The following is a 16,398-nucleotide window of genomic DNA, read 5'->3' as shown; positions in this document are numbered from 1 at the left end:
ATACAGTAATAGCATCATAAGGAGGCCTAAGATATATGCTGATATTTGATAAAGAATATATAGAGCACGCATCACTTGGTGGCTGGATGGAAGAAGCTTATCGTTTTTTCTCAATTAAAATGTCTGATACAGAGCATAAATTCCCTTGCATCCCTGCAACAATTGGATATAAATTGAATCATTTCCGCTATGTATTTCTTAGTGATCCCAGATCTGAACTAGCTTCAGAGCAATTGGCGAACAGCCTTGCTGTCTATGGAGAACAGTCAAAAGAAATCGGTAACTACACCTCACTCATTGCCATTTTTGAAACCCCGGCGGATCTTGTCGAGAAATATCAAGTGGAAGAGTACCGATCCTTGTTCTGGGATGTGCTTAGTCAAACGAGTGCGTTGGATGAACAGCCATGGCCAGCTCATATTCCGCAAGAACCGGATCATAATGTGTGGGAATATTGCTTTGGTAACGAACAATATTTTATGTATTGTGCAACTCCTGCTCATCAGAGAAGACAAAGCCGGCACTTCCCTTATTTTATTTTTGCCATTACCCCTCGCTGGGTGCTTACTGAATTCAACAAGAACGTGTCAGCCGCTGCTCAAATCAAGAAGAAAATTCGAGAAAGAATTACCGAGTTTGATGAAACGGGTATTCATCCAGACTTGAATTTCTATGGCAGTGAGGACAATTTTGAATGGAAGCAATATTTTCTCAGTGATGATGATCAGCCGGCTGCAGGTAAATGTCCTTTTGCTCATCTGCACATGAAGAAGAGTTAAGCATAATAATGAGCAGCAGCGCTCATATATTGACAAGCACTGCTGCAGCTACTTCACCGGAATCCAGATTTCTGAATCACAATCCAGACTGTACGGATCTTGATCTGTATAATACTCGAACTGTATTAAAGCCTGACTGCACATAACCACTGGAAGGAAGCCACTCCCCATAAATCTGATTCCAAACATTTTGCATCGCATTTAGGCATAGGACCACGTACTTCAATACCGCCTACTTTCAATCTCATATGTTCTCCATTGCATAGTGGAAAAATCTCGATGAGCAAAAAGCCCTCTGATCACAACGCTGAAAAAGCGGTTCAGAGAGGGCACTCTTAGTTCATCTAGTTATTCCACTGTAGCCGGGTCCATCCACATGATCTCCCACAGGTGTCCGTCCAGATCCTCGAAGCTTCTTCCATACATAAAACCATGGTCCTGTGGCTCGCTATATGATCTTCCACCCGCAGCCAATGCTTTCTCAACAATTTCGTCTACCTGTTCCCTGCTGTCCGCCGACAAGCATAGAATAGCCTGCGCTGCTGATTTAGCATCTGCTATCGGTTTATCAATAAAATCCTTGAAACGCTCTTCGGTAAGCAGCATAGCATAGATGTGATCGCTGATAATCATGCTGGTTGCATTCTCATCGGTAAACTGCTCATTAAATGCGAAACCAATGGAAGAGAAAAATGCGATGGAGTTCTTTAGATTTTTGACAGGAAGATTTACAAATATTTGCTTGCTTTGAAGAGCCATAAGTCACCTCATCTATTAGGATGAGCAGATTATACCAATATTTTACTGTTTTGGACATCCTTATTTTTGAAAAAATCGCGATTTCCATCACTCTTATCCAGCAGGCTCAAGTTACTACAATTCCAGCTGCACTTGGGTCTCTGCAATCTCCTGGCCGTTCAATAGCAATATGATCCGGTGCAAGCCCGGGTAATGACGGCGTGTTGTCAGGTCAGCCCAGCGATGAATTCTGGAACCACTAAGCCTCGCTCCTTCCTGGGCAGTCTTGTCAGATAGAAGGAACTTCTTACGTGACACCTTGCCGCTGGATTTCACAAAATCTATTCCGTATTCCAATCGGATACGAGCGGTTCCGCTTGTGCGAATAAGGAGATTATACTTGAGCTCTGTAACGTCTCCGATTCGGATCTGATCCGGCGTTACGATAATCTCAGCGTCTTCTGCCAGTGGCACTTCTTTGGAAGAGGCTGTATAGCCAAACAAGGCCATAACCTCTGGGGCAGCCTTTTTAATTAAACCACGGCAGCCATGTCTTACAATCCAGTCCGTATGCGGATGCTGTCCAATCCATTTTTGAGCAATATGAAGTACAATCTCTGGATGGTCCTTTGCAATGTCATTCAGGTTGTTAGCGACACTTTTGCGAACATATAACGAAGGATCGGCTTTCAATTGAGTCAGTATGGGCAGGATCGGAGCAGGATCCTGTTTAAATTCAGTCAGTGCTTGTCCCCATGGTAGTCTTGGCCTGCAGCCTTCACTTGCGAGTCGCCGAACATGCTCATTCTCGCTCATAGACCAAGCTCGCATTTGCTTCATCATCCGTTCAGGATTCTGGATAATAAACGGCCTCACTGCAAATTCAGCGGAAGATTGCTGTGTAAATGCCTCAAGTGCTCGCATGGACAGCTCAAAATGCTCATTGGCTTGACCATATACCTCCACATAATCTGGAAGAATCAGATAAGGAAAACCAGAGCAATGCCGGTTCACTTCAAGTAAAATATCTATCGCATCCTCATATCGATTAGGCAATAATGCTCCAAGTACGTTGGATATGTGACGGATTCGGGCTTTAAGAGCAAGCTCCTCCCAATGATCATTCATCACTTTCTCTACGAAAGCTTCAACCGGAAAGGAAGAATCGACAGCTTGTATCGTTTGCCCCAAATTCATTAAAAAGGAGGGGCTGTATATATTTTTTAATGGTTCTGCCATGTAATTAATTCTCCTCGTCTTAAGTGTATTGATGACACAACATCCAGAAGCTTCTGTAATGCTGCTATTCCTCGTATTTGTTCTTCTAATGCATAATCAATGTAGGTTAGTTACTTTATATGGAATTTATGGAAAATGAGGAGGCGGATGCATGGCAGGATTTGTTGATCCATTCAGAAATTTATGGTGGGTTCAATCGAAAAAATAACGTTGTCATGGTTTGAATAAATGTGGAAAAAGAAGTACCTGACAATGCAGGTACTTCTTAACCGCAATTCTTCTGACTGAATGTTATGCGTGGAATCTAAGTCCGTCATAAACGGCTTCAACGTAACCGGCACGAATAACGAAATCACCGAAATGCTCTCCGTCCTCACGTTCTTTAGCATATCTTGCGATGATCTCATCAAGTGATTCCAAAATCTCTTTTTCCCCGATATTCTCTTTATACAGCTTGTTAAGACGTGAACCGTTAAATGCGCCACCCAAATACATATTGTATTTACCAGGTGCCTTGCCGATGAAGGATAGCTCAGCCAGCATCGGTCGGGCACAACCGTTAGGGCAGCCAGTCATACGAATAACGATTTCCTTCTCACGAAGTCCATTGCTCTCCAGTATATACTCGATTTTTTCCATAAGAGTAGGAAGGTAACGTTCTGATTCAGCCATCGCAAGTCCGCATGTAGGGAGTGCAACACAGGCCATCGAATTTCTACGAAGCGCTGAATAATGAAGCCCATCTGTCAACCCGAATTCAGCGATCAGCTTCTCAATCTTCTTCTTGCTATTCGGACCCACATTACCGATAATCAAATTCTGATTGGCAGTGAGACGAAAGTCGCCTTTGTGGACCTTGGCAATTTCACGAAGACCTGTCATCAGCGGATATTCATCGAGGTCGACAATTCGACCGTTCTGAATAAACAGGGTGAAGTGCCATTTGCCATTGCTGCCTTGAACCCAGCCATAACGGTCACCATTGTGATCAAATTCAAAGGGACGAGCAGCTTCCAAAGCATAACCGAGACGTGTGGTCAGTTCATTCTTCAGCCAATCCAGTCCCCGATCATCTACTGTATATTTGAAGCGTGCGTGCTTACGAACGGCACGATCGCCGTAATCACGCTGGATCGTCACAATTTTCTCTGCCACATCCACCATTTGCTCTGGTGTGCAGAAACCGATAACTTTACCTACCTGTGGATAGGTTTTGGTATCCCCATGCGACATGCCCATACCGCCGCCTGCAGTCACATTGAATCCTTTCAATTTGCCATCCTCCACGATAGCGATATACCCAAGATCCTGGGAGAATACATCGACATCATTGGATGGAGGCACTGCGATACCGATCTTGAATTTACGCGGCAGATATACCTCACCATAGATAGGCTCCTGCTCTACATCATGATCACGACTGTCAATGACCTTCTCTTCGTCAAGCCAGATCTCATGATACGCTCTTGTACGGGGATCAAGATGATCACTAACCTTACTAGCCCATGCATACACTTCTTCATGTACTTCGGACTGATAAGGATTCGGATTGCACATGACGTTCCGGTTCACATCGCCGCATGCAGCAAGTGTACTCAGCAGAGCGTCGTTCACTTCACGAATCGTGTTCTTCAAATTCCATTTCAGTACACCGTGAAGCTGGAAGGACTGACGGGTCGTCAGCCTGATTGTACCGTTCCCGTATTTATGGGAGATACGATCCATCATCAGCCATTGATCCGGCGTCACCACACCACCAGCAGCCCGAACGCGAAGCATGAACTGGTAAGCTGGCTCCAGCTTCTGCTTGGCACGTTCGTTGCGAAGATCACGGTCATCCTGCATGTAGCTGCCGTGATGCTTCATCAGACGGTTATCATCCTCTGGTATAGATCCTGTAATCGGATCTTTCAATGTTTCAACAAGACTGCCTCTTAAATAATTGCTTTGACGCTTTATATCCTCCACATCGCTGTGGGGTGCATTTTGTGGCGGGTAAAGTTCATTTAGTGCCATGCTAGTATCTCCTTCCGGTATGAAAAGACTTCCTTAATAAACATCGCGTTGATATCGTTTGTCCTGCTTTAATTGAATGAGATAGTCGGTTGCCGCTTCCATCGTCATACCGCCTTCCTGTACGAGAATGGCTCCAAGTGTAGAATGGACATCATGAGCCATCTTCTTCTCATCTCCACAGACGTAGATGTAAGCACCTTCCTGAAGCCACTCGTACAGCTCTCGGCTTCTCTCGAGCATCCGGTGCTGAACATATACTTTCTCATCTGTATCTCTGGAGAAAGCGACATCCATACGAGTCAGCACACCATCTGCGAGCCAGCGCTGCCACTCCACCTGATACAAGAAGTCCGTTGCGAAATGCTGATCTCCATAGAACAGCCAGCTCTTGCCCCCGGCTCCTTGCTCTTCTCTCTCTCCGAGGAATGCGCGGAAAGGAGCGACTCCCGTGCCTGGTCCAATCATGATAATCGGTGCATCGGGGTTAGCTGGAAGCTTAAAGTTATCATTATTCTGAATAAATACAGGAAGCTGACCTCCTGGTTCAATTCGTTCTGCCAGCTGGACGGAGCAGACACCGTAGCGATCCCGGCCGTTAGCTTGATAACGTACCGTGCGCACTGTCAAATGCACTTCGTCAGGGTATGCACTTGGACTGCTTGCAATGGAATACAAGCGTGCCGGAATTTTACGAAGCAAAGAAACGAATTCAGATGCGGTCACACCTCGTAGATTAAAGTCCTGGATCAAATCCAGCAAATCATGATCATTGATATAATTACGAAGTTCTTGTTCATTACCGGGTTCGACCAGCTTTCTGAGCTGAGCATTCGAGGTCAAATTCACAATTTGTTCGAGCAGCGGCTTCGTAAGTACGGTGATTTCAAAATACGTCGTTAGAGCCTCATTTAAAGGGAGTGTATCGCCTTTTTTGGAGACTTGAATCACCTCTTGACCGTTCCACCCCGCTGCAGCAATGATCTCTTCTACTAGTAAAGGATGATTCTGAGGGATGATACCCAGGCTGTCTCCTGGCTCATAACTGAGTCCAGATCCTTCTAAAGATAACTCTATATGTCTCGTTTCACGATCGGACCCGCGCCCGTTCAAATTCAAGTTCTCAAGCACTTCGGCTTGAAACGGATTCGATCTGGTGAACTCTGATTCCGTACTGGTAGAGGCTGCCGCACCTACACTACTGACATTTACTGGAGTTAATGCACTTGCAGTACTCAGCTCGGACAGGACTTGATTCATCCATTCTGCTGCAGACTCTTCAAAATCGACGTCACAATCGACTCTAGGCGTCAAGCGGCTGCCTCCAAGCTCCTCCAGACGCTTGTCAAAATCCTTGCCTGTTTGGCAGAAGAATTCGTAGGAAGTATCTCCAAGCGCCAGTACAGAGAATTTCAAGTCATCCAGCTTAGGTGCGCGTTTACTGTACAAAAATTCATGGAAAGCAATCGCACTGTCTGGCGGTTCTCCTTCTCCATGTGTACTGATAACAATAAGCAGATTCTGAACCTTCCTGAGATTGTTCGGTTTAAAATCGCTCATGGAGCTGGTTGTCACTTCAAAACCCTGCTCCTGAAGCTTCTTGCTGAATTTCTTGGCAATTCCGCTGCTATTTCCCGTCTGAGAGCCGAACAACACCGTAATCTCTTTGCTGATTGCAGGTGCAGGTGCCGCAGGCTGACCGACTGCATTCAGAGCCGGAGCTTCTGCCATTGATGTCGCAGCCACACCGCTTGCTTGAATCGCCGTTAAATAGCCGCTAAGCCAAATACGCTGTGTCTCAGTAAATGTCGGTAATAGTCGATTTAATAGTTCTGTCTGTTCCTGAGTAAATGGGCTGTTAATCACTTGGAGTTCCAATAATATCCACCTCGGATGCTTTGATAATAATTCTCAGTAAGTTTGTCAGAATTAATTTGTCTCTACTGAAACTATCACAGCTCCAGAAACTGGTCAATTAGTTTCATCTTATAAAACCTATCAGCTTTTCTGATAAAAGGTGCTTTTTCGTGAATAAGGGTTAAATATGTAGAATTATTCTGATAAATAGAAAACTCTCCCTTTAAATTAAGGAGAGTTTCTTAGAGCTACTAGAATTTTATAGAAAGATACTGATTTGACTATGGGTTAGTCTCTAGATTTTTCTTTCATTTTAATAACAACAGCTGTCAGCGGCTCAAGCGTAATGGAGGTCTTGGTCAGCTTAAACCCTGATTTGTCAGAAACCGCCTTAACTCCAGCTTCATCCTGATCCACGACAACGGTTCCTTTCGTAAGGTCTGTGCTCAGACTAAACGTTCTTGTGGTTTGATCCGCATTAACAAAAACATAGTACGTTCCAGTCTTATCCGTTGACTTGTTCTTGTATGCAATGATTAAATCCTCGCTGTTCATTTCCGGTGTCTCAATTAGAGATATGTTCTTATTCACTAAAGCGTCATCTCCCAGACGGAAGGCATTGGTCGATTTCCTAAGTTGAATGAGACCCTCCGTATATTCACGAGTTACACTATTAACGGGATACTTCTTACTGTCCAGTGCCATACTCCAATCGAACTTGTTAATCGCATCCGAAGAATCATAAGAATCATGAATAAAATAGCCAAACACTTCACCCGTTTCATCTGACAGTGCGTGATATTTCTGCTCCGGCAATCCTTCTCCATGCCACTGCTTCGTGCGTCCGTATTCCTGTCCAGCATGTAGAAATGCTGTTCCCTGAGAAGTCAGGACCATCAGATTCCCAAGCCTGATTCGCTTATGAATTTCGAGATCATTTTCCGGTATTGACGGATCCTTCTTGATCGATTGCGCAATGACATCATATAGCGGAAGATTATCGTGAGCTTCAATATATTGCACCATATCTCCAGGATCGTCCGCCGGCGTGTTTGTCGGCTGCCCTTTAATATTGCTCATGATCAGATTGATATCTCTGGCACCACCGGTTAGGAATCTGGGCTCTCCTTCAGATCCAAACCCGGATTTCAACTCATTTCGAATCTCATCAGAAAATACACCCACATCGTCTGTCTTGTCCATCCAATCCTGATCCGCACCAAGTCCGGCAAGCTCAGGATCTGCATTTGCTCCACTGAAAGTTCTCCAGCCCTCACCAATGAATAGAGCATTCGGATTCAGCTTGGCAGCTGCATCGTAAACTTTTTGAATGGAATCCGAAGTTGCATCACCCATCATATCGAATCGCATTCCATCAATTTTGTACTCATCAAACCAGTATTTTACGGAATCGACCATCAATTTCTCGGCCATAAGATGGTTCGTAGCCAGGTTATTGCCAAAACCACCGACGTATGCACCATTGCTGTCCTTCCATGCATAGTAATTCGGAACGATATCATTCAGAAGATCGGCATTCGCCATATGCGTATAAACGACATCCAGAATTACGCCCATACCTGCATCATGAATTGCGTCAATCATGTTCTTAAGCTCTCTGATCCGAAGCTCTGGATTCGTGGCATCCTCGGAATACGCCCCATCAGGAGAGAAGTAATTATGTGGATCATATCCCCAGTTATATTCATTGCCTCCGGCAGAATACTCAAGTTCTCTATCACCCATCTTCGTCTCATCCCCATAGTACCAAGCCATGACCGGGAGAAGCTGTACGTGAGTAACTCCAAGTGATTTCATGTAGTCCAATTTGTCTTCTAATGCGCTGTAAGACCCCCATCTGGATGTTAAGTCACCTTGAATGGAAGGATCAGAAGTATAATCACGAACGTGCAGCTCCCATATAATTGCATCCTCCCTCTCCTTATAACCATCAATCTTGGCATAGTTATAACCCTTAGGATCTGTATTGTTCAGATCAACGATGGCTGCTTTGCCAACGACATCACCGTCTTGACCCGCAGCGCCTGAGGTATCGACCTGAAATGCTGCCATCGATTTGGCATAAGGATCAAGTACTTTTCTGCTTATCCCATTGTTTACGACCTCATATTGGTAGAAGTAATTATTCAGATCCTTTACGCCAAGCTCCTCCGGGCGAACTACCGTCATCCATACCCCTTGCTCTTTAAGGGTCAGCTCTTTGGATCCAATATAAGCAGATGCATCCTTCTTGTCATATACATTTAGCTTTACCGAGCTTGCAGTCGGTGCCCATAGCTTGAAGGTAACTTTTTTCTTACTGTATGTAGCACCGAGGTCGTTACCCTTATAAGCATATAATTTATCAATGACACTCCAATGAAGCTCCGCCTTAACCGATATACCTGCATAGGTAATTGTAAGTGGAAGTCTGTTCAGATCAAAGGCAGCAGTAATCACTGCTGTATTCTCCTCCGTTATTTTGACTTCACTTATCCCAACTGGCGAACCGTCCTGATCTTCAATGATCAATTCTTTGCTTATCGTATCGGGAGTAAGTCCTTCGGTTCGAGTAAATCGAAGCTCGATCTGATCCTTTGATGTGACTGTGGCAGCCGTGACTCCTGTAGCCATCTCACCATAGGGTGAGACATAGACCTGATCGTCACCTTCTCTAATCCATAGATGATTATAATGCTGAAGCAGGCTGAAGCTCTTATCCCCACCATCCTTCTCTTCTCCATTATTGCGATTGACGATTAGGAATCCGAGCTTAGTTGCATCCTCTTTTAGCGGAACATCAATGTAGGCTCCATATTTATCCGTCTGTTTGTTTGTAAAAGGGAGCGCACCCTTGGGCCAATCCGTTGAAGGCGATTTCACATCTTCCCATAACCATAATCCATATTCATTGTAATCTTGATCTGCGCGAGAATAATGGATCCGTACGACATCATCAGCTAAAGGTACAGGTTCAAACAGCAGAATCTCATCGGATCCTTGTTCAACCCACACCTCATTCATACCTGTTGAATTAAGCTCTAGAAGCTTATCTCCCCCTTCCTTCTCTCCAGTCGTCCGATTTACGATAAGAAATCCGACTTTCTTGGCATTGGTTTTGAGAGGAATATCTACGAATGCGCCGTAAGAATCCTGCTGTTCAGCTGTAAAAGGGATGGCGCCTTGAGGCCACTCTGCTGATGGAAGCTCCACATCTTCCCATACCCATACACCCAAATTCTCTCCCGCACCCTCATAATGAATCCTCAAGTTCTGCTCCGGTACGGATTGAATGGTATGATTCTCCTGTGCTTGAGCAGGGACAATCCATATACTTGTCAAGATCATAACCATTACGATGAACACCGTCATCCCTATTCGAAAAGAACGAAACTTACGCATGAACATTCCTCCGATTCTATAGATTGAAATACACATTGAATTGGAACCGTTTGCACAAAAAGTCGAATATGATTGAGCTTTGTCAGTATACTTCTTCATGCTCAGAAAAAGCGTAACTATGCACCTCCGTTCTGTTATACACAAATAATCTTTTAATTGTCTGCTCATGGCATTAGCTAGAAACATATTCCTTATGTTGAATATAATGAAACCGTTTGCATCAATATATTACATTTGCTTCATAATTATCGTCAACCACTAATTACCATCCCCCGTGATAAACAGTTCTTAAGAACGATATATTTTTGATATAATCAAATCAATTTTGAATGTTTCAACATAAGGAGATATTATACATATGCAGCCCTTTACCGCAGAAGTGATTCGAATCATTCAATCCATCCCAGAGGGAAAGGTAATGACCTACGGACAAGTCGCGGCCATGGCAGGAAGCCCTCGGGCGGCGAGACAGGTCGTCCGGGTACTCCACTCCATGAGTGAGAAGCATGCACTTCCCTGGCATCGAGTCGTAAATAAGTTCGGAGAAATAGCCATAGTTGAGGACGAGCACCGATTGATCCAAGAGATGAAGCTGCAAGATGAAGGTGTAGAGATTGGACTCGACCGGCGAATCGATTTATCCAAATATCAGGCGTGAAAATGAAGAAGAGGAGTACTCGGACTATATGCCGGTACTCCTCTTCTCACGATGAAAAATCGTTCGTCCTAAACCTTAGCGAATTCGAATAACGAATGTTTTCGTATTCGTCGCACCTTGATCATCTGTGACGGTCAACTCTACTGTATAGTTTCCGCTTCTGGTATAGGCATGTGAGGCGGTGACTCCACTTCCTGTTGTTCCATCTCCAAAATTCCATTCATAAGAAACAATGCTGCCATCCTCGTCATATGAATTTGAAGCATCAAATGTAACATCCCTGTTGCGCTGAGCTGCGTTTGGAGATTGGATGATGGCAACTGGGGCCACATTTGGTGGAGCAGGCTCTTCCCCACTCTGCGTTACATATACTTTGCCGAGTGCGGTAACTTCTGTCTCGTTACCTGCTGGGTCCCATACTCTCACTACAATAACTCCGCCTTCAAGCCTAAGGGATTCAGAAGTTGTATATGTTCCTTCATAATGACCAGGTGATGTCTCAGAGAGCGGAGTTTCATTCATGCTTGACGGTGCATTGCCTGGCAGTTCGACACGGAACGATGCCGACAGACCTGGGCTGCTGTCAAAGGATACATATACCGGGTCTCCTGCAGCTATATGCAGATCAGAGCTTGGCATGAGGTTCGTAATGACCGGTGCAGTCCAGTTTACAGTGACGGTACGAGTAATGGTTGTTGTGTTGCCCGCCAAATCCGCAGCGATAACAGTAATGACATTATCACCTGAATTAATCAGAAGACGGTGCTCGAAGCTTCCATCTTCGGCAACTTCAGCTGCTTCACCGTTCACTGTAACGGTATCAAGAAATTCATCATTCACTGTACCTCTAACGGTATAAGCTTCAGCATTCGTAGTCTCTCCATCCTCAGGAGAAGTAACGATAAGCTCCGGTGCAGCTTGATCAAGAGTTACCGTAACTGGAGTTGAAGGATCTGTTACTTCATCACCGACCAACGCTTCAGCGACAAGTACATTCTCTCCCGCATTCAGGTCAATCTCTGCTTCAAATTGCCCCTCTTCCACCGTTGCAGTTGCAGCTACTTCTTCCCCATTATAAATAGTCACCGTGGATCCATTGGCATTCGAAGTACCCGTAATCGTAATGGACTCTTCATTCGTGAAGGTATCTTCTGCTGGAGAGGTGATGACAGGTGCGCCAATCGCATATTGGACATGCGCCCGAATCATATAGTTTCCTTCATCTACAGGTGAGGCTGACCATGCGCCACTGATCCGCTGCCAAGCCCGTTCAGCAACCGTGCTGCTCTCATCCGTAGCAAGTCCTGGTGAATATGGATTAGCTTCAGTCTGCTCGTATACAATGTAGAAATCTCCTGTAACCGATACCGGTTCCGGGAATTCCACTATTGTCCATTCATCATTTCTTAGAGCAGTGCCGTCAAAAGGCCCTGCAAGCTCACGGCCTGGTGCCCCGTCAGGCCCGGTTGCATCATATACAGAATAACTGAAAGCCGTACCACCTGGATTTGGCCACTCTGTATTCCAGAAGAGGAAGGATGCACCGGTTACTTGTGCGGCTTCGGATTCAGGGGTCATTCTCACAGCCCACGCATTCCCTGCCGCATTCCATGCACGAGCATTTTCAGCTGTTCCATCATCGTATTTGATCTCACCTGCATAGCCTATGAACGGTTTCATATCAAAATTATGCGTGACAGAATCGTTCGCAGGAACAGTTACTGCAGATGTTTCACTATAGTAATCCAGTGCAGAGATGGACAAAGTATATGTTCCTTCATATACCTGCAGGGTGTAGATTCCATTTTCGTCAGTACGAACCGGTGATACCTGCGCGTCTTCCATGACCATAACTACCGCATCAGCAATCGGTTCTCCCGTGCGTTCGTTTGTAACGGTTCCCGTAATCGTGCCTTGAGGAATTTCATCCAGTTGGAAGTTAACATTACGTGTCTTGCCATCTTCAATGGTTACAGGTACCGTCTGTGGATAATAGCCGTAAGACTCAACCTTCAAATTGTAGTCGCCGGCTACATGATTAAAGCTGTAGCGGCCTGTATAAGCATCCGTGCGAACAGATCTTCCGGTTTCAACAACCGTCACCGTTGCGGAGACTGGAAGACTAAACAGTCCGACTTCCCCGTCTTTGGATACGGAATCACCTTGCGTAGCAATCGTTTGCTTGCTCACAAAGTCACTTAATACAGGTGCCTTCTCTATTACTTTGGCTTTATCCGTCTCCGTCTTCTGATCACTAGCCGTAGATTCAGGTGCTGAAACAGCAAGCACCCGGAAATCATCCAGATACCATCCGGCTTTTTGTACACTGCTGTCAGTCGTAAATCTGAAGCGGACCTGAATTTCTTGGCCTGTATAGCTCGTCAGATCAATAAATACAGGTGACCATTGCTTTCCTTCTGTTGCATGAGAATAGTAGCCAATCTCTGTCCAAGTAGTTCCGCCGTTAGTGGTGACTTCCACATAGGCATCATCATAGTTTCTTTCGATTTCGTACCAGTGATTGAAGGTCAGTGCAGCCGTACTCTGAGAGGTCAAATCGATCACAGGTGATACCAGAGAGAAATTAGAGCTTACCAGATAGGTTCCGTTCAGATCCGTTCCCCAAACATTCGGAGGAGTTACCGCAGAAGCTGGACCCGGCGCAGCAGGAGCACCCCGCTCCCATACATCATTCGTTCCCGAGTGTGTCCAACCATTGTCATTATCACCATCGAACGAATCACTGAAGATGGTCTCAGGTACGGCAACCTCTACAGCAATTTCATTAGAAGCGTCACTCTCGTTGCCACTGTAATCTTTAGCTTTTACAACGTAATAATAAGTTGCGTTTCCTTCTATTGTAATACTGTCAACATACGATGTTTCTGCACTCGTTCCAATCAGCTCGTAACCCGTGTCTGATGTTAAGGAACGATATACATTGTATTCCTTCAAATCCTCATCAGCAGGAGCAGTCCACTCAAGCGTTACGTCACCAAGGATAGAAGGTGTTCCTGTCAGCTCGGATGGAGCTGCTGGAGCAACTTCATCTGGAAGCTGCAGCGAGAAGTCGTCGATATACCAGCCTTCTCCTTCGGCTGAACTGTCTGAGCTAAGAACAAATGCAAGATATACTTTTTGACCCGCATACGCTGTCAAATCAATATACTGACTTACCCAATCTTCACTGCTGCCCGTAACAGTTAGCAGCTGTTCAAATTCATAGTCATTCTCTTCTGTCGCTAAGTACACACTGCCGAAATCACTGCCATCTTCAAGGTCATACCATTGTTTGAAGGACAACAGTGCACCTTCCGGCGCGTCTGCTAGATTGATTGGCGGCGCAATAAGTGCAGTACTTGAGTTGGGTGCGTAAGTACCCGTTAAATTTGTCGCTATTACATTCTCTCCGGAATAGGCACTTCCAGGACCGCTTTCAGGACTTCCCCAGACCCACGGATCTTCAAGATCCGGTAAGAAACCGACATAATCTTGTTCGAAATCCTGGGTATACCCTGGCTCAATTCCTTCCAGTACTTCTACTGAATGTACTTCCGTACTATAACCATTATTGCCATAGTCGTTGACACGAATGTAATACTCAAGGCCAGGCTCCTCTATTAGTGATGCAGGGATGACGGCTTGGTACGTACCTTCAAGCGCATCACCGGAAGTAAGTTCCGCTGGTATGTATACATAGCGGCTCATTCCTTCTGTTCTTGCGAAAACACTTACCTCGGTAATGGATACATTATCACTGGCATCAATGGAAAAGGCAGCATCAAGTCCAGCGTAAACCGATTCCATTGCCGTGTATTCCAGTTCAGGTGCTGTCAGATCATCACCATCAATGGTCACACGACCCGACACAGAGCCAACACCTTGAAGGACAGAGCCAACCGCATCAAGTGCATTTACGATACCGTGTCCATATCCATTGTTAGGTGATTCGGGATAGGTACTGTCTGTTCTTTCCGTCGCCGTTTCTGTCAGAATATATTCCAGATCATCGACAGTGAGAGAGCTGTTCGCTTGCAGAAGCATGGCCGCAATTGCAGTTGTATGGGGCCCTGCCATCGATGTTCCATTCCAACCTCCTTCATAACTGCCCCCTGGTACCGATGAACGAATATTCACACCTGGAGCAGAGACTTCAGGTTTAATTTCGTCATACGGAGATGGACCCAGGAGAGAGAAGTCAGCCAAATTTCCGTTTATATCGGTTGCGCCAGTGGCGAAGGATTCCGGATAGTTCGCCGGATTGGCAACTGATCCCGGTCCACCAGGGTTCGTTAGTGTGGTGTTACCCGCAGAGAATTCCGGAAAAATCTGTGCATCACGCCATGCTTGCACGATAGGTCTAAACCATTCATCAATGCCTGGTCCTCCACCCCAGGAATTGTTCACCACATCTGGAGCAAGCTCAGGATGAAGATTTCCTTCTTCATCTACTGGTGCTAGCAGCCACTGAGCACCATCTAGAATAATGGCATCGGTAGTGGAAGGATTGAATATCCTTACCGCCATCCATTTAGCTCCAGGAGCCACACCGATAATGTTAGTACCATCTTCTTCAGCACCTACCATCGTTCCCATAGTATGAGTTCCGTGACCATCTGTATCTGCTGGAAGTGAGGCACCACTGTGCGGATCGTACCAGCTTAGCTCTGGATCAACGACATTGCCGTTTGCATCCAAACCGCGCCATTTGCTTGCAAGGGCAGGGTGTGTATAATCAACACCTGTGTCCAGATTAGCGACGACAATACCAGAACCGTCAATCCCTTGCTCCCATACTTCTGGAGCATTAACTTGGGCAATGTTCCATTCTATATTCGCCGGATCATAATCTGAAGGTTCTGTATTCTTGTTCTTGTCCGCTGCTGAAGCAGAGGAATCGCTGTCTAGATCACTCGCCTTAGGAGTGGAAGCATTCTTATCAACCGTAACTTCCTGCAGGAACCGTTCTTCGTTCGGAAGGATTTTTTCAATGCCAGGCTGAAGGGCTAGCTCCTCCATCACTTCTTTTGTACTTGTTACCGCCAGGGAATTTACGATGAAATAGCTCTTATACTCCTGTACTCCCCCAGCTTCCTTCTGTTCATCCAAGTATTTTTGAATCGGTATTTGTGTACGGGTTGCCGTTTCACGCAGTGTGCTCACTACTGAGGTACGAGCAGAGAGCTTCGCAGCTGCAGGGGTTGCTTTTTGAGTGGAAGCTAGCTCCATTGCTTTCTGTGAGGCAAGCGCAGTATCCGCTTGTTCGGACATCTTAACCAAATAGGTGACATATTTGTCTTCATTAAACAGCTTGTTCAGCTTAGAGTCTACTTTTGCAGTGATCAGTTCGGGAGCCGTTGAACGCAAATCAATCTTGTCGGAAACCGAGGTCGTTGGAGCGGCCATAGCCGGACTTACGATGGACACTGCCAGGAGGAAAGCCATGCTTAATGAGAAGGTTTTTTTCGTATTTTTCGCTGTGACCAAGTCTACTACACTCCTTTAGAATCGAGATAGAAACCGTTTGAATTTCCTCCAAACACTTGTCTTTCTAACTGCGAACAAATAGCACAGTCGAGCAACTTAGAACATGAGCAGCAATACACGACAAATCAAACGACGAGGATTCAGAATATGATTTTGACAACCACCTCCTTTAAAGGGTAAAACAAAGAATGAAATGATTGGCTTAGGTCAGTTCAGATATGCTTG

The 16,398-nt window shown here is 45.5% G+C and carries 8 protein-coding genes; 2 read left to right on the top strand and 6 right to left on the bottom strand.

All coding sequences use genetic code 11. From position 1 onward, the window contains the following. The first annotated feature begins 35 nt into the window (after positions 1–35). Positions 36–779, top strand: coding sequence for a YqcI/YcgG family protein (locus BM415_RS07285; protein WP_091156222.1), 744 nt, complete (start codon positions 36–38; stop codon positions 777–779). Between the two features lie 348 nt (positions 780–1,127). Here the strand turns inward: BM415_RS07285 and BM415_RS07280 are convergent, their stop codons facing one another. The 5 genes from BM415_RS07280 to BM415_RS07260 all read right to left on the bottom strand — a co-directional run bounded on the left by BM415_RS07280 (position 1,128) and on the right by BM415_RS07260 (position 10,028). Next, positions 1,128–1,538, bottom strand: coding sequence for a VOC family protein (locus BM415_RS07280; RefSeq protein ID WP_091156219.1), 411 nt, complete (start codon positions 1,536–1,538; stop codon positions 1,128–1,130). Between the two features lie 114 nt (positions 1,539–1,652). Next, positions 1,653–2,756 (bottom strand): DNA alkylation repair protein, encoded by a 1,104-nt coding sequence (locus BM415_RS07275; protein ID WP_091156217.1) that lies wholly within the window; start codon positions 2,754–2,756, stop codon positions 1,653–1,655. Positions 2,757–3,047: 291 nt separating this feature from the next. Further along, on the bottom strand, positions 3,048–4,772 hold the full coding sequence (gene cysI, locus BM415_RS07270) for an assimilatory sulfite reductase (NADPH) hemoprotein subunit (RefSeq protein WP_091156214.1): 1,725 nt from the start codon (positions 4,770–4,772) through the stop codon (positions 3,048–3,050). A 33-nt stretch (positions 4,773–4,805) separates the two neighbouring features. Beyond that, on the bottom strand, positions 4,806–6,647 hold the full coding sequence (locus BM415_RS07265; protein ID WP_091156212.1) for an assimilatory sulfite reductase (NADPH) flavoprotein subunit: 1,842 nt from the start codon (positions 6,645–6,647) through the stop codon (positions 4,806–4,808). Between the two features lie 267 nt (positions 6,648–6,914). Continuing rightward, the gene (locus tag BM415_RS07260; protein WP_244533175.1) at positions 6,915–10,028 is read right to left on the bottom strand and encodes a pullulanase; all 3,114 of its coding nucleotides are present in this window, start codon (positions 10,026–10,028) and stop codon (positions 6,915–6,917) included. A gap of 358 nt (positions 10,029–10,386) precedes the next feature. Here BM415_RS07260 and BM415_RS07255 point away from each other — a divergent pair, with 358 nt between their 5' ends. After that, positions 10,387–10,686, top strand: coding sequence for an MGMT family protein (locus BM415_RS07255; RefSeq protein WP_091156207.1), 300 nt, complete (start codon positions 10,387–10,389; stop codon positions 10,684–10,686). A gap of 75 nt (positions 10,687–10,761) precedes the next feature. Here the strand turns inward: BM415_RS07255 and BM415_RS07250 are convergent, their stop codons facing one another. Then, positions 10,762–16,131, bottom strand: coding sequence for a S8 family serine peptidase (locus BM415_RS07250; RefSeq protein ID WP_091159116.1), 5,370 nt, complete (start codon positions 16,129–16,131; stop codon positions 10,762–10,764). Positions 16,132–16,398: the final 267 nt, after the last annotated feature.

Source organism: Paenibacillus sp. 453mf (assembly GCF_900116105.1).
GTDB classification, from domain to species: domain Bacteria; phylum Bacillota; class Bacilli; order Paenibacillales; family Paenibacillaceae; genus Paenibacillus; species Paenibacillus provencensis.
This window is presented reverse-complemented; position numbering and strand designations above follow the sequence as displayed.

Coding starts and splice junctions, on each gene's coding strand:
- BM415_RS07285 (WP_091156222.1), top strand. CDS start 36: ATGCTGATATTTGATAAAGAATATATAGAGCACGCATCACTTGGTGGC.
- BM415_RS07280 (WP_091156219.1), bottom strand. CDS start 1,538: ATGGCTCTTCAAAGCAAGCAAATATTTGTAAATCTTCCTGTCAAAAAT.
- BM415_RS07275 (WP_091156217.1), bottom strand. CDS start 2,756: ATGGCAGAACCATTAAAAAATATATACAGCCCCTCCTTTTTAATGAAT.
- cysI (WP_091156214.1), bottom strand. CDS start 4,772: ATGGCACTAAATGAACTTTACCCGCCACAAAATGCACCCCACAGCGAT.
- BM415_RS07260 (WP_244533175.1), bottom strand. CDS start 10,028: ATGCGTAAGTTTCGTTCTTTTCGAATAGGGATGACGGTGTTCATCGTA.
- BM415_RS07255 (WP_091156207.1), top strand. CDS start 10,387: ATGCAGCCCTTTACCGCAGAAGTGATTCGAATCATTCAATCCATCCCA.
- BM415_RS07250 (WP_091159116.1), bottom strand. CDS start 16,131: ATGGCTTTCCTCCTGGCAGTGTCCATCGTAAGTCCGGCTATGGCCGCT.